Below are 15,941 nucleotides of genomic sequence, written 5' to 3'. Positions count from 1 at the left end.
CTTTGTTTCATCCATTCATTTTATTTTTCTAAAAGATTTGCCGGAACTTTTACAGGCATATCCAATAATTGCTGTGCAAATGCTTTACCTTGCGGATCGATTCGCAGGCTTGCAACACCACCACCACCCAAGGCATTCTCCAACATAAAATTCAGTGCATTTAAACTCGGTAATTCATAACGAATTACACGTCCCTTTTCAGCATCCAAAACATGCTGCATATAGCTTGCAACCGTCTGTTCAGTCAGTGCTGCACGAATCCACGGTAAATATTCTGCTTTACGGGCAATCACACCGATATTGCTATGATTGCCTTTATCACCACTGCGAGCATGCGCAATTTCAATCAAAGGAACTTCAATTTCATTCCCTTGATAAACCGCACTTTCACCCGCTGCTAAAGTATTGAATTGCTCTGTAGAAGTGTTCCGAGGAATCTCAACCGAATAGCGACTCCCCTCAAAATCGATTTCGACATTGACCTGTTTTTTATCAATTAAAAATGAAAATAACTTAATCACTGGAGATGCTTTTGGCCGCCCACCAACAATACCTGCCAAGGCTGGAGCCATACCTGTAGAAGCCTGTGCAATTTCAGATGCAAAGAACATACATGCTTCTTTAAACATGTGTTTTACAGCTATTTTGACCACCACTTCACGACTATTTAAAGCCTGAGCATGTTCGCCATAGGTACTTTCAATACCTAAAATCTCAACAGACTTTTCACTAAATGGCGGCACCGAACGCATTGCTAAAACACGCTCACATTTCGCCAAAATCGCATCAGCAATGACTTGTGCTTTTTGTGGTGCTTCACGGCCTGCAATTAAAAAACTGACTAAAACCCGATAACCATCAGGATAAGTTGCACTAACTTTATATTGCCCAGTCGGTGCTTGCCCTTTTGCACCTGTCACACGAACTCGGTGCTCCCCGACTTGCTCTAAGTGCACGTGGCTGAAATCAGCAATTACGTCAGGTAGTAAATATGCTTGGGGATTGCCAATTTCATAAACAATTTGTTCAGCAACCGTGGCGGTAGAAACCAGACCACCTGTCCCTTGTGGTTTGGTCACAACGAATGAACCACCTTCACTCACCTCAACCACTGGAAACCCCATGTTGTCGAAGCCTTGTACCAATTGCCAATCGGTAAAATTACCGCCTGTACATTGCGCACCACATTCAATGACATGACCTGCCAGCGAACCTTGTGCCAACTTATCGTAGTCATCTAAAGACCATTGATATTCATGAAGTAAAGGGGCAAGCACCACTGCCGAATCAACAACACGGCCAGTAATCACAATATCGGCGCCTAAGTCTAAGGCATCGCGAATAGCCACTGCACCCAAATAAGCATTACTGCTCGCCACCTGTTCTGGCAAAGCTTCACCGCTAAACATTTCCTGAATATTTTGCTGCTTAAGTTGCTCATGCTGCGCTAAAAGATCATCACCTAACACCACAGCCACTTTCAGATCTAGACCATATTCTTTAATTATTTTTTGCAAGGCATCTCGACACGCCAATGGATTAACACCACCAGCATTACTAATCACCTTAATCTTTTTCTCTGCAATTTTTTTAAGTAGAGGTGCCATCACTCGGCTGACAAAATCCAATGCATAGCCATGCTTTGGTTCCACCATCTTCGCTTTTGCCATAATCGACATGGTGATCTCTGACAAATAATCAAAAACCAAATAATTAATATCGGTTAGATGTACTAATTGGAAAGCGGCAGTATTGGTATCCCCCCAAAATCCTGAGGCACAACCTATTTTCACGACACGCTCATCATCCTGTTGATTACTTGCCATCTTATTTCTCATTATTTTGTTTAAAAATTACACTCAACATTACCAAGCAAGCGCTTGGTTTGTAAAGAGCAAAATGTTATTGTGAAATTGACCAAAACTGCCAAACTCGACAGCTCAGCTAAAACATGATGAGATTTGGCAACCTTTTCTGTTAAGTATTTTTATATAAAGGATCCGGCTTTCGCATGATTGCTACTTCAATTGAACAGATTCCAAATATCTCTTGTTTTGATGACAGCCCACGTGGTCGCTTATTACGAGGGGCTGCCTATCTATTTCATAAACAAGGCTATGACAAAACTACTGTACGCGAACTTGCTCAATTTATTGGAATTCAATCAGGTAGTTTATTTCATCACTTTAAAAGTAAAGATGACATCCTCGCTCACGTGATGGAGGAAACCATTATTTACAATCTTGCTCGTTTACAAGATGCGGCAGCTCAATCTACCGATCCAGAACAACAATTACGTGCTCTTATTAAAGCTGAACTCATTTCAATTACTGGAGATACAGGTGCAGCCATGGCTGTTTTGGTTTATGAATGGTTTGCCTTGTCAAAAGAAAAACAAGATGATCTTTTAAAAATGCGTAATGAATATGAGCAAATCTGGTTAGATGTTATTGAAAAATTACGTACTGAAGGCAAGGTAAAGCATGATGCCTTTATTTGGCGAAGATTAGTTGGCGGTGCAATTTCATGGACCGTCACTTGGTATAAAGCTGAGGGTAAAGTCAAAATTGATGAGTTAACCGAAATGGTTTGGGAGATGGCATTAAAATGAGTCTAGTCTATTTACGTAAACCCAAGAAAAATGACCTTGCAGAAATTAAAGAAGCTTATGCACGTAGTGTTGAATTACATCAACCGTGGGCATATCCACCAGCTGACTTTCAAACATATTTAGAACAAGAGCATCGCTATTTTGTCTGCTTAACCGATAGCCATGCGATTGCGGGAACATTTAATATTTCAAATATTATACGCGGTCACTTTCATTCAGCCTATTTGGGTTATGAAGCATTTCATCCCTATCAAGGTCATGGCTATATGACGCAAGGCCTCAAATTATTACTCAATGAAGCATTCAAAAATTTAAATTTACATAGGTTAGAAGCGAATATACAACCTGACAATATTGCTTCGATTCAATTAGTGACCCAAGCTGGTTTCATTAAAGAAGGTTTTTCTCGGCAATATCTTCGAATTGGAGAAAAAACATGGAAAGATCATGAACGTTGGGCAATTTTAAATGAGAAATGGATAGAACCATCTCAGTAAACTCTGAATGAGATGGTTTATACAAGCAAAACCTACTCTAAAATTAATAACCTAACTGCTTACTAATTAAATCTTTCATAATTTCTTCAGCACCACCACCAATCATATTGACCTTCACCTCACGGTAAATACGTTCCGACTTGGTACCTCGCATAAAGCCCATGCCACCTAATGTTTGCACAGCTGCATCAGCACAAAATTGCATAGTGCGAGTCGCAACATTTTTAAGCATTGAAATTTGTGCCACCAACTCAGGCCCTTGTAACTTCGGCTGAGTCATTTTCCATGCAGTTTCTTCAAGCAATGCCCGTGTTGAGGTTAATTGCGTTGCCATATCTACCAATTTATGACGAACCACTTGATGATCAATTAATCGCTTACCAAAAGTTTTTCGTTGCTGTGCCCATTCTAAAGCTTCTTCATAACAGACCAATGCATACCCATAAGCCACTACTCCCAAGAAGAACCGCTCCATATTAAAGTTATTCATAATGACTTTAAAACCGACGTTTTCTTTGCCGAGCAGATTTGATACAGATACTCGTACTTGATCAAAATGCAAATGAGCTGTATCAGAAGCCCACCACCCCATTTTCTTTAAAGGTGTTTTAGTAATTCCTTCACTGTGCGCATCAACGAGCAACATTGAAATACCTTCTGCACCTGTTTTAGTTGGGTCTGTACGCACTGCAACTGTATAGTAATCTGCACGAATTCCCGATGTGATAAACGTCTTCTCACCCGAGACAATGTAGTAATCACCATCACGAACAGCTTTAGTCTGTAATGCAGCGACATCCGAGCCACCACCAGGTTCTGTAATAGCTAAAGCAGAAATTTTTTCACCGGAAATAATACCTGGCAGGACTCTAGCCTTTAACTCCTCACTTCCAAAATGCTGAATGGGAGGGGCGCCAATTGTGTGTACCATGAGTGAGGTATGTACTCCCCCAGAACCCGCCTTTGCCATTTCAATACCAGCCAGTAATGAATAAAATGGATCTGCATCAGGAATACCACCATATTCTTCAGAAAAACCTAAACTTAATAGGCCAATTTCAGCTGCCTTTCTATAAAGCTCTCTAGGAAATGTCTCAGCCTCATCCCACTCATTAACAAAAGGAGCCATTTCTTTTTGTACAAATCGGCGAACATTGTCAGCAAAAGCAATGTGTTGTTCATTGTAGTAAATTGGATTGAGTTGCATGTTTAGAAATGTCCTAATGTTTTTATTTAATTCCTGCACATATCTTGTCATGTTTACAGTCAATCAAAAGTTGCAAGAATCTCCATTTTCTTGGCATAAAACATCAAACAGAATTATTTTTATTTATGTACAACGCCTATACTCTTAAGCAGCAACGGAAACCACGAACAGCATAATAAGACTGTGCTCCATTATGATAAATGAATACCCGACCATAACGTCGGTCAGCAAAAATAGCTCCATCTAACCGTCGAATCTCATCTGGGGTTTTGAGCCAACTTGATGTTTTAAAATCAAACTCCCCTAACTTTTGTAATTCATGGTATTGCTCTTCTGTGAGAAGCTCAGCTCCCATTTCTTTAGCCACATCGATTGCACTATTTTTTGGAGGATGATCTTTTCTAGCCTCCAAAGCCTCTCGATCATAACAAAGACTTCTACGACCTTTTGGACTCTCAGGAGAGCAATCGACAAATAAATATTCATCCTTCTGTTGATCATAAGAGACAACGTCAGGCTCTCCTCCAGTATTTTCCATTTCTTGCAATGACCATAATTTTTCAGACGATTCTAATAATTTAGCTCGGACATTTGTCCAATCAATTTCTTTATGGCGATGTGTGTTCTTTTCAAATCTCTTCTTTAATAGTTCAAGCAGTGAATCTAATTGTGTTGGAGTTAATTGTTTTTTAGTTGTCATTGAATAAATCCTTATAATTATTAAACTGAACGTCCATCAAAATAATTTATTTTTATTTTATCTAAGTCAATGTCATCTATACATCGAACATTAATCGCCAATATAGAATTACCTTGGGGATCTATACCTTGAGCATAAGGATGAATACCACAATTTTTGCAGAAATGATGATTAATCACATGCTTGTTAAAAGTATAGTTCGCTAAAATTTCAGGCGTTTCTAAAGAAACTTTAACTTGATTACTGGGTAAGAACCAAAGCAATGAGCCTTTTTTTTGACATATTGAACAATTACAAGATAAAACCTCTGACAACTCTCCTTCCACTACAAATTTAATCTGACCGCAATGGCAACTTCCTTGATATTTCATTGTTCTTACTCTTTATAATTTTCATCCTATTTACTTTTCCAGTTTAAAGAATAAGTTTCCATATAAAAATGTAATCGAGCTACTTAATATTGATTTAGAAGATGTAGGTCTTGCAGCCATTTCTAACTTAGAACGGGCTCGAAGTTTCCTTCATATATAAAAAAGGACTCATATAGAGTCCTTTTTTATGGTCTTACTGCATCTAAATTAAACAATCAATTTAATTTCCCATAAAGAAACACCCCCAACTGTTAAGTTGGGGGTGTTTAGAATAATGAGCTGGCGATGACTTACTCTCACATGGGAAACCCCACACTACCATCAGCGCTAAGAGGTTTCACTTCTGAGTTCGGGAAGGGATCAGGTGGTTCACTCTTGCTATGGTCGCCAGCACAACTGGTATGGATACTTGCATTGGTCTTAATGTGCCGATGCGTTTTCCAAATCTTTACAGATGGGCTGATTGAATCTTACTTTATTTGTTCATTTTAGCTAAGCGTATAACTAAATCAAGTTGCTTTGCATATTAATGAATCGATTGATGCTTTATATACAACTGCTTGGGTGTTGTATAGTCAAGCCTCACGAGCAATTAGTATTGGTCAGCTTCACATATCACTATGCTTCCACATCCAACCTATCAACGTCCTAGTCTCGAACGGCTCTTTAGAGGACATAAAGTCCTAGGGAAATCTTATCTTGAGGTAGGCTTCCCGCTTAGATGCTTTCAGCGGTTATCCCTTCCGAACATAGCTACCCGGCGATGCGACTGGCGTCACAACCGGTACACCAGAGGTTCGTCCACTCTGGTCCTCTCGTACTAGGAGCAGATCCTCTCAAATTTCCAGCGCCCACGGTAGATAGGGACCGAACTGTCTCACGACGTTCTAAACCCAGCTCGCGTACCTCTTTAAATGGCGAACAGCCATACCCTTGGGACCTGCTTCAGCCCCAGGATGAGATGAGCCGACATCGAGGTGCCAAACACCGCCGTCGATATGAACTCTTGGGCGGTATCAGCCTGTTATCCCCAGAGTACCTTTTATCCGTTGAGCGATGGCCCTTCCATACAGAACCACCGGATCACTAAGACCTACTTTCGTACCTGCTCGACTTGTGGGTCTCGCAGTTAAGCGCGCTTTTGCCTTTATACTCTACGCGTGATTTCCGACCACGCTGAGCGCACCTTCGTACTCCTCCGTTACTCTTTAGGAGGAGACCGCCCCAGTCAAACTACCCACCAGACATGGTCCTCGCCCCGGATTACGGGGCAGAGTTAGAACCTCAACATTACCAGGGTGGTATTTCAAGGACGGCTCCATTGGAACTAGCGTTCCAACTTCAAAGCCTCCCACCTATCCTACACAAGTAAGGTCAAAGTTCAATGTCAAGCTGCAGTAAAGGTTCACGGGGTCTTTCCGTCTAGCCGCGGGTACACTGCATCTTCACAGCGATTTCGATTTCACTGAGCCTCTGCTGGAGACAGCGCCGCCATCATTATGCCATTCGTGCAGGTCGGAACTTACCCGACAAGGAATTTCGCTACCTTAGGACCGTTATAGTTACGGCCGCCGTTTACTGGGGCTTCGATCAAGAGCTTCGCTTACGCTAACCCCATCAATTAACCTTCCAGCACCGGGCAGGCATCACACCCTATACGTCCACTTTCGTGTTTGCAGAGTGCTATGTTTTTAATAAACAGTTGCAGCGGCCTGGTTTCTGTGGCTGCCAATAGCTCAGACCGCAAGGGTCATCACCGTCAGCAGCGTACCTTCTCCCGAAGTTACGGTACCATTTTGCCTAGTTCCTTCAGCAGAGTTCTCTCAAGCGCCTTGGTCTACTCGACCTGACCACCTGTGTCGGTTTCGGGTACGATTCCTGTGTAACTGAAGCTTAGAGACTTTTCCTGGAAGCATGGTATCAGCCACTTCGCTGTACAAGTACAGCTTGCTATCAGATCTCAGCATAGAGCACCCCGGATTTGCCTAAGATGCATGCCTACTTCCTTCCACCTGGACAACCAACGCCAGGCTGACTTAACCTTCTCCGTCCTCTCATCGCATTACACAGAAGTATTGGAATATTAACCAATTTCCCATCGACTACGCCTTTCGGCCTCGCCTTAGGGGTCGACTCACCCAGCCCCGATTAACGTTGGACTGGAACCCTTGGTCTTTCGGCGAACGGGTTTTTCACCCGTTTTGTCGTTACTCACGTCAGCATTCGCACTTCTGATACCTCCAGCATACTTCTCAATACACCTTCATCGGCTTACAGAACGCTCCCCTACCACTTGACTAAAAGTCAAATCCGCAGCTTCGGCACATAGTTTTAGCCCCGTTACATCTTCCGCGCAGGCCGACTCGACTAGTGAGCTATTACGCTTTCTTTAAAGGGTGGCTGCTTCTAAGCCAACCTCCTAGCTGTCTATGCCTTCCCACATCGTTTCCCACTTAACTATGATTTTGGGGCCTTAGCTGGCGGTCTGGATTGTTTTCCTCTTGACTACGGACGTTAGCACCCGCAGTCTGTCTCCCGGATAGTACTCATAGGTATTCGGAGTTTGCATCGGTTTGGTAAGTCGGGATGACCCCCTAGCCGAAACAGTGCTCTACCCCCTATGGTATTCGTCCGAGGCGCTACCTAAATAGCTTTCGGGGAGAACCAGCTATCACCAGGCTTGATTAGCCTTTCACCCCTATCCACAAGTCATCCCCTGGCTTTTCAACGACAGTGGGTTCGGTCCTCCAGTTAGTGTTACCCAACCTTCAACCTGCTCATGGATAGATCGCCTGGTTTCGGGTCTATACCCAGCAACTAAACGCCCTATTAAGACTCGATTTCTCTACGGCTCCCCTATACGGTTAACCTCGCTACTGAATATAAGTCGCTGACCCATTATACAAAAGGTACGCAGTCACCGAACAAGTCGGCTCCCACTGCTTGTATGCATGCGGTTTCAGGATCTATTTCACTCCCCTCACAGGGGTTCTTTTCGCCTTTCCCTCACGGTACTGGTTCACTATCGGTCAGTCAGGAGTATTTAGCCTTGGAGGATGGTCCCCCCATATTCAGACAAGGTTTCACGTGCCTCGCCCTACTCGTCATCATTATGTGTGCCCTTTCGTGTACGGGAATATCACCCTCTACGTTCGCACTTCCCAGAGCGTTCCACTAAAACACACATAACTTAATGGGCTGATCCCCGTTCGCTCGCCGCTACTAAGGGAATCTCAATTGATTTCTTTTCCTAAGGGTACTGAGATGTTTCACTTCCCCTCGTTCGCCTTGCAACACTATGTATTCATGTTGCAATACCTACCTTAAAGTAGGTGGGTTCCCCCATTCAGAAATCTCCGGATCAAAGGATATTTGCCGCCTCCCCGGAGCTTATCGCAGGCTATTACGTCTTTCATCGCCTCTGACTGCCAAGGCATCCACCACATGCACTTAATTACTTGACTATACAACCCCAAACAGTCGTCAACACTTACAAGTGAGTGTTGTCCGTGCGATTCTTCATCGCTACTATCTGTTGCCTGTGTATTTAAACACTGTACAGCTTCAATCTAAATTCATATACCAAAACGCTTGATTCAGTTAATTTGCTAGTTCTCAATTCATCTAGATTAATTGCTTAATCTAAACTCTTGAGTGAACAATTTATTTCAGACTCAATTTTGCCAATCTGTTAATGAATAAACACGCCTTCGTCAGGTCATGCTTAATACCGTGATACTTAAATCACAGAAGTTAATAAACTAAGATCTAAATCTCTATTTACTAATTTCTGTAATCCGAACTTCTCTTAAGTTCTGGTGGAGACTAGGAGAGTCGAACTCCTGACCTCCTGCGTGCAAAGCAGGCGCTCTACCAACTAAGCTAAGTCCCCAGCTTACATCATCAGTCATGTATCTTTTATCTATAACTTCAACCAGTCAAAGTCATGGTGGGTCTGACAAGACTTGAACTTGTGACCCCACGCTTATCAAGCGTGTGCTCTAACCAACTGAGCTACAGACCCTCAGATACATCTATGAAGAACAACTTGTTGTGGATTCTTACCAATCGTCAATCTTTCGTTAAGGAGGTGATCCAGCCGCAGGTTCCCCTACGGCTACCTTGTTACGACTTCACCCCAGTCATCGGCCACACCGTGGTAACCGCCCTCTTTGCAGTTAGGCTAGCTACTTCTGGTGCAACAAACTCCCATGGTGTGACGGGCGGTGTGTACAAGGCCCGGGAACGTATTCACCGCGGCATTATGATCCGCGATTACTAGCGATTCCGACTTCATGGAGTCGAGTTGCAGACTCCAATCCGGACTACGATCGGCTTTTTGAGATTAGCATCCTATCGCTAGGTAGCAACCCTTTGTACCGACCATTGTAGCACGTGTGTAGCCCTGGCCGTAAGGGCCATGATGACTTGACGTCGTCCCCGCCTTCCTCCAGTTTGTCACTGGCAGTATCCTTAAAGTTCCCGACATTACTCGCTGGCAAATAAGGAAAAGGGTTGCGCTCGTTGCGGGACTTAACCCAACATCTCACGACACGAGCTGACGACAGCCATGCAGCACCTGTATGTAAGTTCCCGAAGGCACCAATCCATCTCTGGAAAGTTCTTACTATGTCAAGGCCAGGTAAGGTTCTTCGCGTTGCATCGAATTAAACCACATGCTCCACCGCTTGTGCGGGCCCCCGTCAATTCATTTGAGTTTTAGTCTTGCGACCGTACTCCCCAGGCGGTCTACTTATCGCGTTAGCTGCGCCACTAAAGCCTCAAAGGCCCCAACGGCTAGTAGACATCGTTTACGGCATGGACTACCAGGGTATCTAATCCTGTTTGCTCCCCATGCTTTCGCACCTCAGCGTCAGTGTTAGGCCAGATGGCTGCCTTCGCCATCGGTATTCCTCCAGATCTCTACGCATTTCACCGCTACACCTGGAATTCTACCATCCTCTCCCACACTCTAGCTAACCAGTATCGAATGCAATTCCCAAGTTAAGCTCGGGGATTTCACATTTGACTTAATTAGCCGCCTACGCGCGCTTTACGCCCAGTAAATCCGATTAACGCTTGCACCCTCTGTATTACCGCGGCTGCTGGCACAGAGTTAGCCGGTGCTTATTCTGCGAGTAACGTCCACTATCTCTAGGTATTAACTAAAGTAGCCTCCTCCTCGCTTAAAGTGCTTTACAACCATAAGGCCTTCTTCACACACGCGGCATGGCTGGATCAGGCTTCCGCCCATTGTCCAATATTCCCCACTGCTGCCTCCCGTAGGAGTCTGGGCCGTGTCTCAGTCCCAGTGTGGCGGATCATCCTCTCAGACCCGCTACAGATCGTCGCCTTGGTAGGCCTTTACCCCACCAACTAGCTAATCCGACTTAGGCTCATCTATTAGCGCAAGGTCCGAAGATCCCCTGCTTTCTCCCGTAGGACGTATGCGGTATTAGCATTCCTTTCGAAATGTTGTCCCCCACTAATAGGCAGATTCCTAAGCATTACTCACCCGTCCGCCGCTAAGATCAGTAGCAAGCTACCTCTCTCCGCTCGACTTGCATGTGTTAAGCCTGCCGCCAGCGTTCAATCTGAGCCATGATCAAACTCTTCAGTTAAAAATCATTTTGCACCTTATTAAAGACAAGGTGCCAATTCTGGCTCATCAATTTTCTGACTTAAATTTCGCTCAAATAAACTTCGAGTAATTTAAACCAATCAATCAATGATAATATTTCGATTAATCAATCAGTAAAAATCCACACAAGTTGTTCTTCAATTCTCTTAATGATCTTCTTCCTGGTTCGTCACCAGCAAGCTAGGTCGGCTATATTACTCTTAATCTCTTAAAAGTCAACAGGTAATTTCGATATTTTTAAAACTTAATCTCAAAACCAACTTCTCATTAAATTCATCACTTAAAGTAACCAACTTAATTCCAAGTAACTGTTTTTCAACAAGTTCTTATCTGCATCACCGCCGATGGATGTGCATTATAGACCATTAAATCTCGTTGGCAACCCCTTTTTTAATATTACTGCAACAACAGTTCACTTTTTAATCAAAAAATACCAAAAATAATCATTTTTTATATAAACATGGCTGTAAAAGCATCAATTTATCTAAAATTTTCTCGTCTTGATTCTTTTCCTGCCACCTAAGTGGGCGACAATCAATATATTCACAATATCCACCCTCACCTTGTAAACATTGTTCATTCCAACTTAATTGGTATTGAAAGCTTCCTACATACCCAGCAGCCAATCCAAACTTATAGTCACCACGGCTTTGTGCATAAAGTTCAAAAATAATTTTTCCATTTTTTTTACACTGCCAAGAAAATTCTCTGGGTAAATACATCTCTTTACCGTTCGGTGTTCTAACTTTTGGATAAACGCGATGGATATGTAAATTTACATCTTCAGTAAAACTCTCAACAGGCTTCCCAAATTCTTGAATATCTAATCTTGAACATAAGATGATATTCCACTGATTTCTTATTTGTGAAAATGCAAGCTGAGTCGTTTCATTTAAATTAATAATTTGGCATGTGTAAAAACATAAAGATAAGAACGGTAAATGCAGGGCTCTTGCGTGTTTAAATCGTCCCAACCCTTCAACTTGATACTTTTGCCCTTTATAAAAAACTTCACCTTCACATAAACATAGTGTTGACCAATAGTCCGAAACACCCCACTGCAATGCAGAATTATTAGAGATATTTTCTGAAATATGAATAGTAAGATTACAACCCATTTCTAGGTCTAATCTCTGGAGATGGATCTTTGGGATTTTCCACTCAATCAAGTCTGTTTTATCAAACTTGTATTGCTCTGAGTCAAACTGGCACTGCCGCCGAATAGAATAAGTTTTTAAATGTCCCACACTATGTTGGCTATTACTTACAAGCACAGTTGCAGTATCAATTGCCGAAGTCGTAATGGTGTGAGCGTTATAGCAAAGAGGAATTCGTGGCTGCCCAACTAGACTAATGTAATTAAAGTAACGCAGTGGAGCAGGAAGATTTGGAAGGATTAAGCCTTGATAAACTATTTTAAAAAAGCCGCGAGAAGGCTGATATACAACCCCCTCTTTAGCATTCAGGCCCAGCTGCTGTAATTGATTAATTTGACTTATCAACTTAGGCATACTGAACCTCTTCTATTTTATGTTTTTATTGTTTCGTTACTCTTTCGTGCAAATAGTGTCGTAACAAAACCAGAAAGAGCATAGAGAATTGAAACAGTCAAAATGCCCATTGGAATATTATAAGTGATTGCTGCAAAAATCAGTACTACTGGCAACATAACTACAAAGGGAACGCGTTTACGGTCCATTTGTTTGAAAGAGTAATATTTAATATTGGAAATCATGAGCAACCCCACAACAACCATAATCACAGCATTAATGGATTTAATCGCTATATCACGTAAATCAAAAATGAAAGGATAATCGCGAGCAACCCACACAAGGGAAATAATGATAATGGCAGCGAGTGGACTTGCAATCCCAATAAAATAGCGCTTATCAACAACACCAATTTGTACATTGAAACGTGCTAAACGGAAAGCTGCACATGCTGTATAAACAAAACAACATGCTAACCCGATACGGCCTAAATCATGCAAACTCCAGCTATACATCAGCATTGCCGGAGCCACACCAAAAGCTAATAAATCAGAAAGAGAATCATATTGCTCGCCAAAAGCACTTTGTGCACCAATCGCGCGAGCAACTCGGCCATCTAGACCATCTAGAAGCGCTGCTATAAAAATGGCATAAATAGCTTGGGTAAAATCCCCATTCATACTTGCAATGATGGAATAGAAACCAGACAACAAAGCGGCTGTCGTAATTAAGTTAGGCCAAAGATAAATACCTCGGCGCTTCACTTTTTGTCCTTCCGGATTATCCTCTTCTTCAACCACTTCGAATGTAATCCCATCAAATGAATGTTCATTATGAGTTAAATCTTGCTCTGGTTTAGGCGCATTTGTCATTATTTTCTATTCCAAACATGTGCATTGATTTAAGTTAACTGTTACTCACCTACTAACCAGCGAACAGCAGCGTGACCACCAGTTTCTTGCATGCGTAGATGCGGGAATAACCACTGTAGAGCCTGGTCAGCCTGTTCAGAGAACTGCCAAGGTGGGTTAATCACTAATAGACCACAACCATTCAAGCCTACAGGTGTGTCATCTGGCCATACACAAATTTCGCAGACCAACTGACGGCGAATTCCTGTTTTAAACATTTTCTTTTCAAAACGTTCAATCATCGCTCGGTCTTTAATTGGATACCAAACTGCAAAAACGCCTGTTGGCCATTTCTTATGAGCTTGTTGTAACAGTTCAACTAATTGCGGAAAATCTTTACGTTCTAATTCGTAAGGTGGGTCAATCATGACCAAACCACGTTTTTCTTTTGGCGGAATTACGCCGAGCAGACCTTCGTAGGCATCACGTTCATGTAAACCTGCACGTTTATCATAAATATTGTGTCGCAATTGTTGAAAGACATCACGTTGCATTTCAAAAATTGTTGCCTTATCAATTTCACGCATGCCTTGCAAAGCAAACCATGGTGAGCCCGGATAACTACCTTTGCCTTCTTCAGAGCGTAGCTGTTCTACCAACTTCAAATATTGTTGGATTGCTTCAGGTGCCTGACGCTTTTCCATTTCAGATATTTGAACTAGACGGTGAATGCCTGTAAGAAACTCTCCAGACTTTTGTGCAGGCGCCAGAGATAAATCATATTTTCCTGCACCTCCATGCGTATCGATATAACGATAAGGTTTATCTTTAGCATTTAAACGGTTGAGAAGCTGTAGCAAAAGCACATGCTTCATAACATCTGCAAAGTTGCCCGCATGGAAATGGTGACGGTAATTCATGTTGACTTTAATTCCTCAATTCAACAAATAGTTTAACATGAAAAAAATATTCTTTCGTAAGGTTGTGATCATCTAAAATAGAGCGGCTTGATATTTTTACGATCTACTCGAGGTTATATGCTCTCTCACCCGCTTCCAGACTCATGGGATCTGGATCAAATTCTAGATGATTTAAATACGCATGGCTTTGCGATTATTAATCAAGCCTATTCGGATCAATATCGCGCTCAAGTCGCTAACGAGTGTAACCATCATATTGATGAGTTTAGAGAAGCTGGCATTCAAAACGGCGTGATGAGTAATATCCGTAGCGATCATATTCTCTGGATTAATGATCAACTTCCTATTGCTCAGCAACATATTGAAACCTTAACTTCTTTTTCACAAAATCTAAATCAAGCATTCTATTTAGGAATTAAAGAAGTGGAAGCTCATTTCGCCCGTTATGGTTTGGGTGAGTTTTATGCTTTACACCGAGACAATCCTCAGCAAAAAAATGATCGTATTATCTCAACCGTTTATTATTTACATCCAGAATGGCAAGAAGATTGGGGTGGTCAATTACGACTGCAAGATAAAAATGAGAAGTGGCATATCGTTAATCCAGAACCAAATCGACTTGTAATATTTCAAAGCTACTTATTACATGAAGTATTAACTTCAAAACAACAAAGACTCTCTATCACAGCTTGGCTTCGTAGCGGAAATTCGATTTGGGTTTAATGGTTACTCTTTAAATTTGGTAAATGAACCCGATATAAAAGCTATTGATTAAAGAAGGTAATGGCGTATGTCTATTGAAAGTAAAACAATTGTGAACCGAATTGGTGAAACAGACCAACTTTATTTGACTGAAAATACGCCTGAACTTGCTTTGGAGCGTGCAGAGTTACGCATGCAACTTGTCGTATTAAGTCGTGTTCGCCAAGAACAACTTCATTTTTTACAAGAAGCGATTGTTTTGCTTGAACAAGCTCGTATGGAATATGAAGAAATGCCTTTGAGCTTATATCTTAATTTGTCTCTACACTTAGCCAAAGCGTATATGCTTTATTTTGAACTAAATAAAGAAAAACGTTTTGCGTTGATTACTCAACAAATTTTGAAGCCATTAGCACATCATGAACATGCTGATATTTATTTCTTCTTGGCTTATGCGTCAGCCGCTCGACAAGAGTCGGCATTGACTCGCCATTGGTTAACTAAATATTTATCAACAAGCACGTGTGATCTTGAATTGCTTCATGGCCAACCTGTATTTGACCTTGTCCGTCATGAGCCATGGTACAAGGATCAATTAAAAATAAAGACACATTAAACAGTTAATGTAATTGGGCCTGTTTTATATATTGAATGTAAAACAGGCCTTTGTTTTATTCGTTTATTTTTTCACACTATCTTCGTGTAGTTGTTCATTAAGTTCATCAATCACCACAATCCATTCATCATCTTTTTCCCAATGGCTCTTTAAAAAATCACTTTGACCTTTTGACCAAAAAGAGGCTTCATGTAATTTCTGCTCAGCAGGCAATTGATGTGTTTTGATAAAGTTTTCGATGCTTGCTTCATCTGAAGCTAAACCCAGCTGATCAAATAAAAGCTCTAAAGTAGGTTGCTGTTCAAACATTGTTATTCTCCTATAACTTGTTTTAA

At 41.8% G+C, this 15,941-nt stretch carries 11 protein-coding genes, 2 tRNA genes, 3 rRNA genes and 1 pseudogene; 4 read left to right on the top strand and 13 right to left on the bottom strand.

Annotated elements, in window-relative coordinates:
• Nucleotides 1-20: 20 nt before the first annotated feature.
• Entirely contained in the window at nt 21-1,826 is a 1,806-nt protein-coding gene (locus AOLE_RS02495) for an acyclic terpene utilization AtuA family protein (RefSeq protein ID WP_013196806.1), read from the bottom strand.
• 185 nt (nt 1,827-2,011) lie between these two features.
• Between AOLE_RS02495 and AOLE_RS02490 the strand changes: the two genes are divergently transcribed.
• A complete protein-coding gene (locus AOLE_RS02490; RefSeq protein ID WP_013196805.1) occupies nt 2,012-2,611 on the top strand; it encodes a TetR/AcrR family transcriptional regulator in 600 nt (199 codons plus the stop codon).
• Nucleotides 2,608-3,108, top strand: coding sequence for a GNAT family N-acetyltransferase (locus AOLE_RS02485; RefSeq protein WP_013196804.1), 501 nt, complete (start codon nt 2,608-2,610; stop codon nt 3,106-3,108). Before AOLE_RS02490 ends, AOLE_RS02485 begins: the two co-directional genes overlap by 4 nt.
• 43 nt (nt 3,109-3,151) lie before the next feature.
• Here the strand turns inward: AOLE_RS02485 and AOLE_RS02480 are convergent, their stop codons facing one another.
• The 11 genes and pseudogenes from AOLE_RS02480 to AOLE_RS02430 form a co-directional block, all read right to left on the bottom strand.
• Nucleotides 3,152-4,315 (bottom strand): acyl-CoA dehydrogenase family protein, encoded by a 1,164-nt coding sequence (locus AOLE_RS02480; protein ID WP_013196803.1) that lies wholly within the window; start codon nt 4,313-4,315, stop codon nt 3,152-3,154.
• A gap of 136 nt (nt 4,316-4,451) precedes the next feature.
• Nucleotides 4,452-5,015, bottom strand: coding sequence for a DUF4256 domain-containing protein (locus AOLE_RS02475; RefSeq protein ID WP_013196802.1), 564 nt, complete (start codon nt 5,013-5,015; stop codon nt 4,452-4,454).
• 20 nt (nt 5,016-5,035) lie between these two features.
• Nucleotides 5,036-5,386: a GFA family protein gene (locus AOLE_RS02470; RefSeq protein ID WP_013196801.1), complete on the bottom strand. Its 351-nt coding sequence runs from the start codon at nt 5,384-5,386 to the stop codon at nt 5,036-5,038.
• A 277-nt stretch (nt 5,387-5,663) separates the two neighbouring features.
• A 5S ribosomal RNA gene (gene rrf / locus AOLE_RS02465) occupies nt 5,664-5,778 on the bottom strand.
• A gap of 179 nt (nt 5,779-5,957) precedes the next feature.
• Nucleotides 5,958-8,850: ribosomal RNA gene (locus AOLE_RS02460) — 23S ribosomal RNA — on the bottom strand.
• A gap of 352 nt (nt 8,851-9,202) precedes the next feature.
• Nucleotides 9,203-9,278, bottom strand: a tRNA-Ala gene (locus AOLE_RS02455).
• 55 nt (nt 9,279-9,333) lie between these two features.
• Nucleotides 9,334-9,410: transfer RNA gene (locus tag AOLE_RS02450), tRNA-Ile, on the bottom strand.
• A gap of 59 nt (nt 9,411-9,469) precedes the next feature.
• Nucleotides 9,470-11,007: ribosomal RNA gene (locus AOLE_RS02445) — 16S ribosomal RNA — on the bottom strand.
• Together the 16S, 23S and 5S rRNA genes with 2 tRNA genes alongside form the textbook arrangement of a ribosomal RNA operon.
• Before the next feature lie 416 nt (nt 11,008-11,423).
• A pseudogene (locus tag AOLE_RS02440) lies at nt 11,424-12,538 on the bottom strand (DUF6670 family protein).
• A 17-nt stretch (nt 12,539-12,555) separates the two neighbouring features.
• On the bottom strand, nt 12,556-13,389 hold the full coding sequence (pssA, locus tag AOLE_RS02435) for a CDP-diacylglycerol--serine O-phosphatidyltransferase (protein ID WP_004789558.1): 834 nt from the start codon (nt 13,387-13,389) through the stop codon (nt 12,556-12,558).
• 41 nt (nt 13,390-13,430) lie between these two features.
• The gene (locus AOLE_RS02430) at nt 13,431-14,288 is read right to left on the bottom strand and encodes a 23S rRNA (adenine(2030)-N(6))-methyltransferase RlmJ (protein ID WP_004789560.1); all 858 of its coding nucleotides are present in this window, start codon (nt 14,286-14,288) and stop codon (nt 13,431-13,433) included.
• A 117-nt stretch (nt 14,289-14,405) separates the two neighbouring features.
• On the opposite strand from AOLE_RS02430, the gene AOLE_RS02425 reads away from it, so the two are divergent.
• The gene (locus AOLE_RS02425) at nt 14,406-15,011 is read left to right on the top strand and encodes a 2OG-Fe(II) oxygenase (protein WP_013196799.1); all 606 of its coding nucleotides are present in this window, start codon (nt 14,406-14,408) and stop codon (nt 15,009-15,011) included.
• Nucleotides 15,012-15,078: 67 nt separating this feature from the next.
• A complete protein-coding gene (locus tag AOLE_RS02420) occupies nt 15,079-15,606 on the top strand; it encodes a hypothetical protein (protein ID WP_004789562.1) in 528 nt (175 codons plus the stop codon).
• 63 nt (nt 15,607-15,669) lie between these two features.
• Here the strand turns inward: AOLE_RS02420 and AOLE_RS02415 are convergent, their stop codons facing one another.
• Nucleotides 15,670-15,915: a DUF2789 family protein gene (locus AOLE_RS02415; RefSeq protein WP_013196798.1), complete on the bottom strand. Its 246-nt coding sequence runs from the start codon at nt 15,913-15,915 to the stop codon at nt 15,670-15,672.
• Nucleotides 15,916-15,941: the final 26 nt, after the last annotated feature.

Origin of the sequence: Acinetobacter oleivorans DR1 (assembly GCF_000196795.1) — a bacterium.
Classification (GTDB): domain Bacteria; phylum Pseudomonadota; class Gammaproteobacteria; order Pseudomonadales; family Moraxellaceae; genus Acinetobacter; species Acinetobacter oleivorans.
This window is presented reverse-complemented; position numbering and strand designations above follow the sequence as displayed.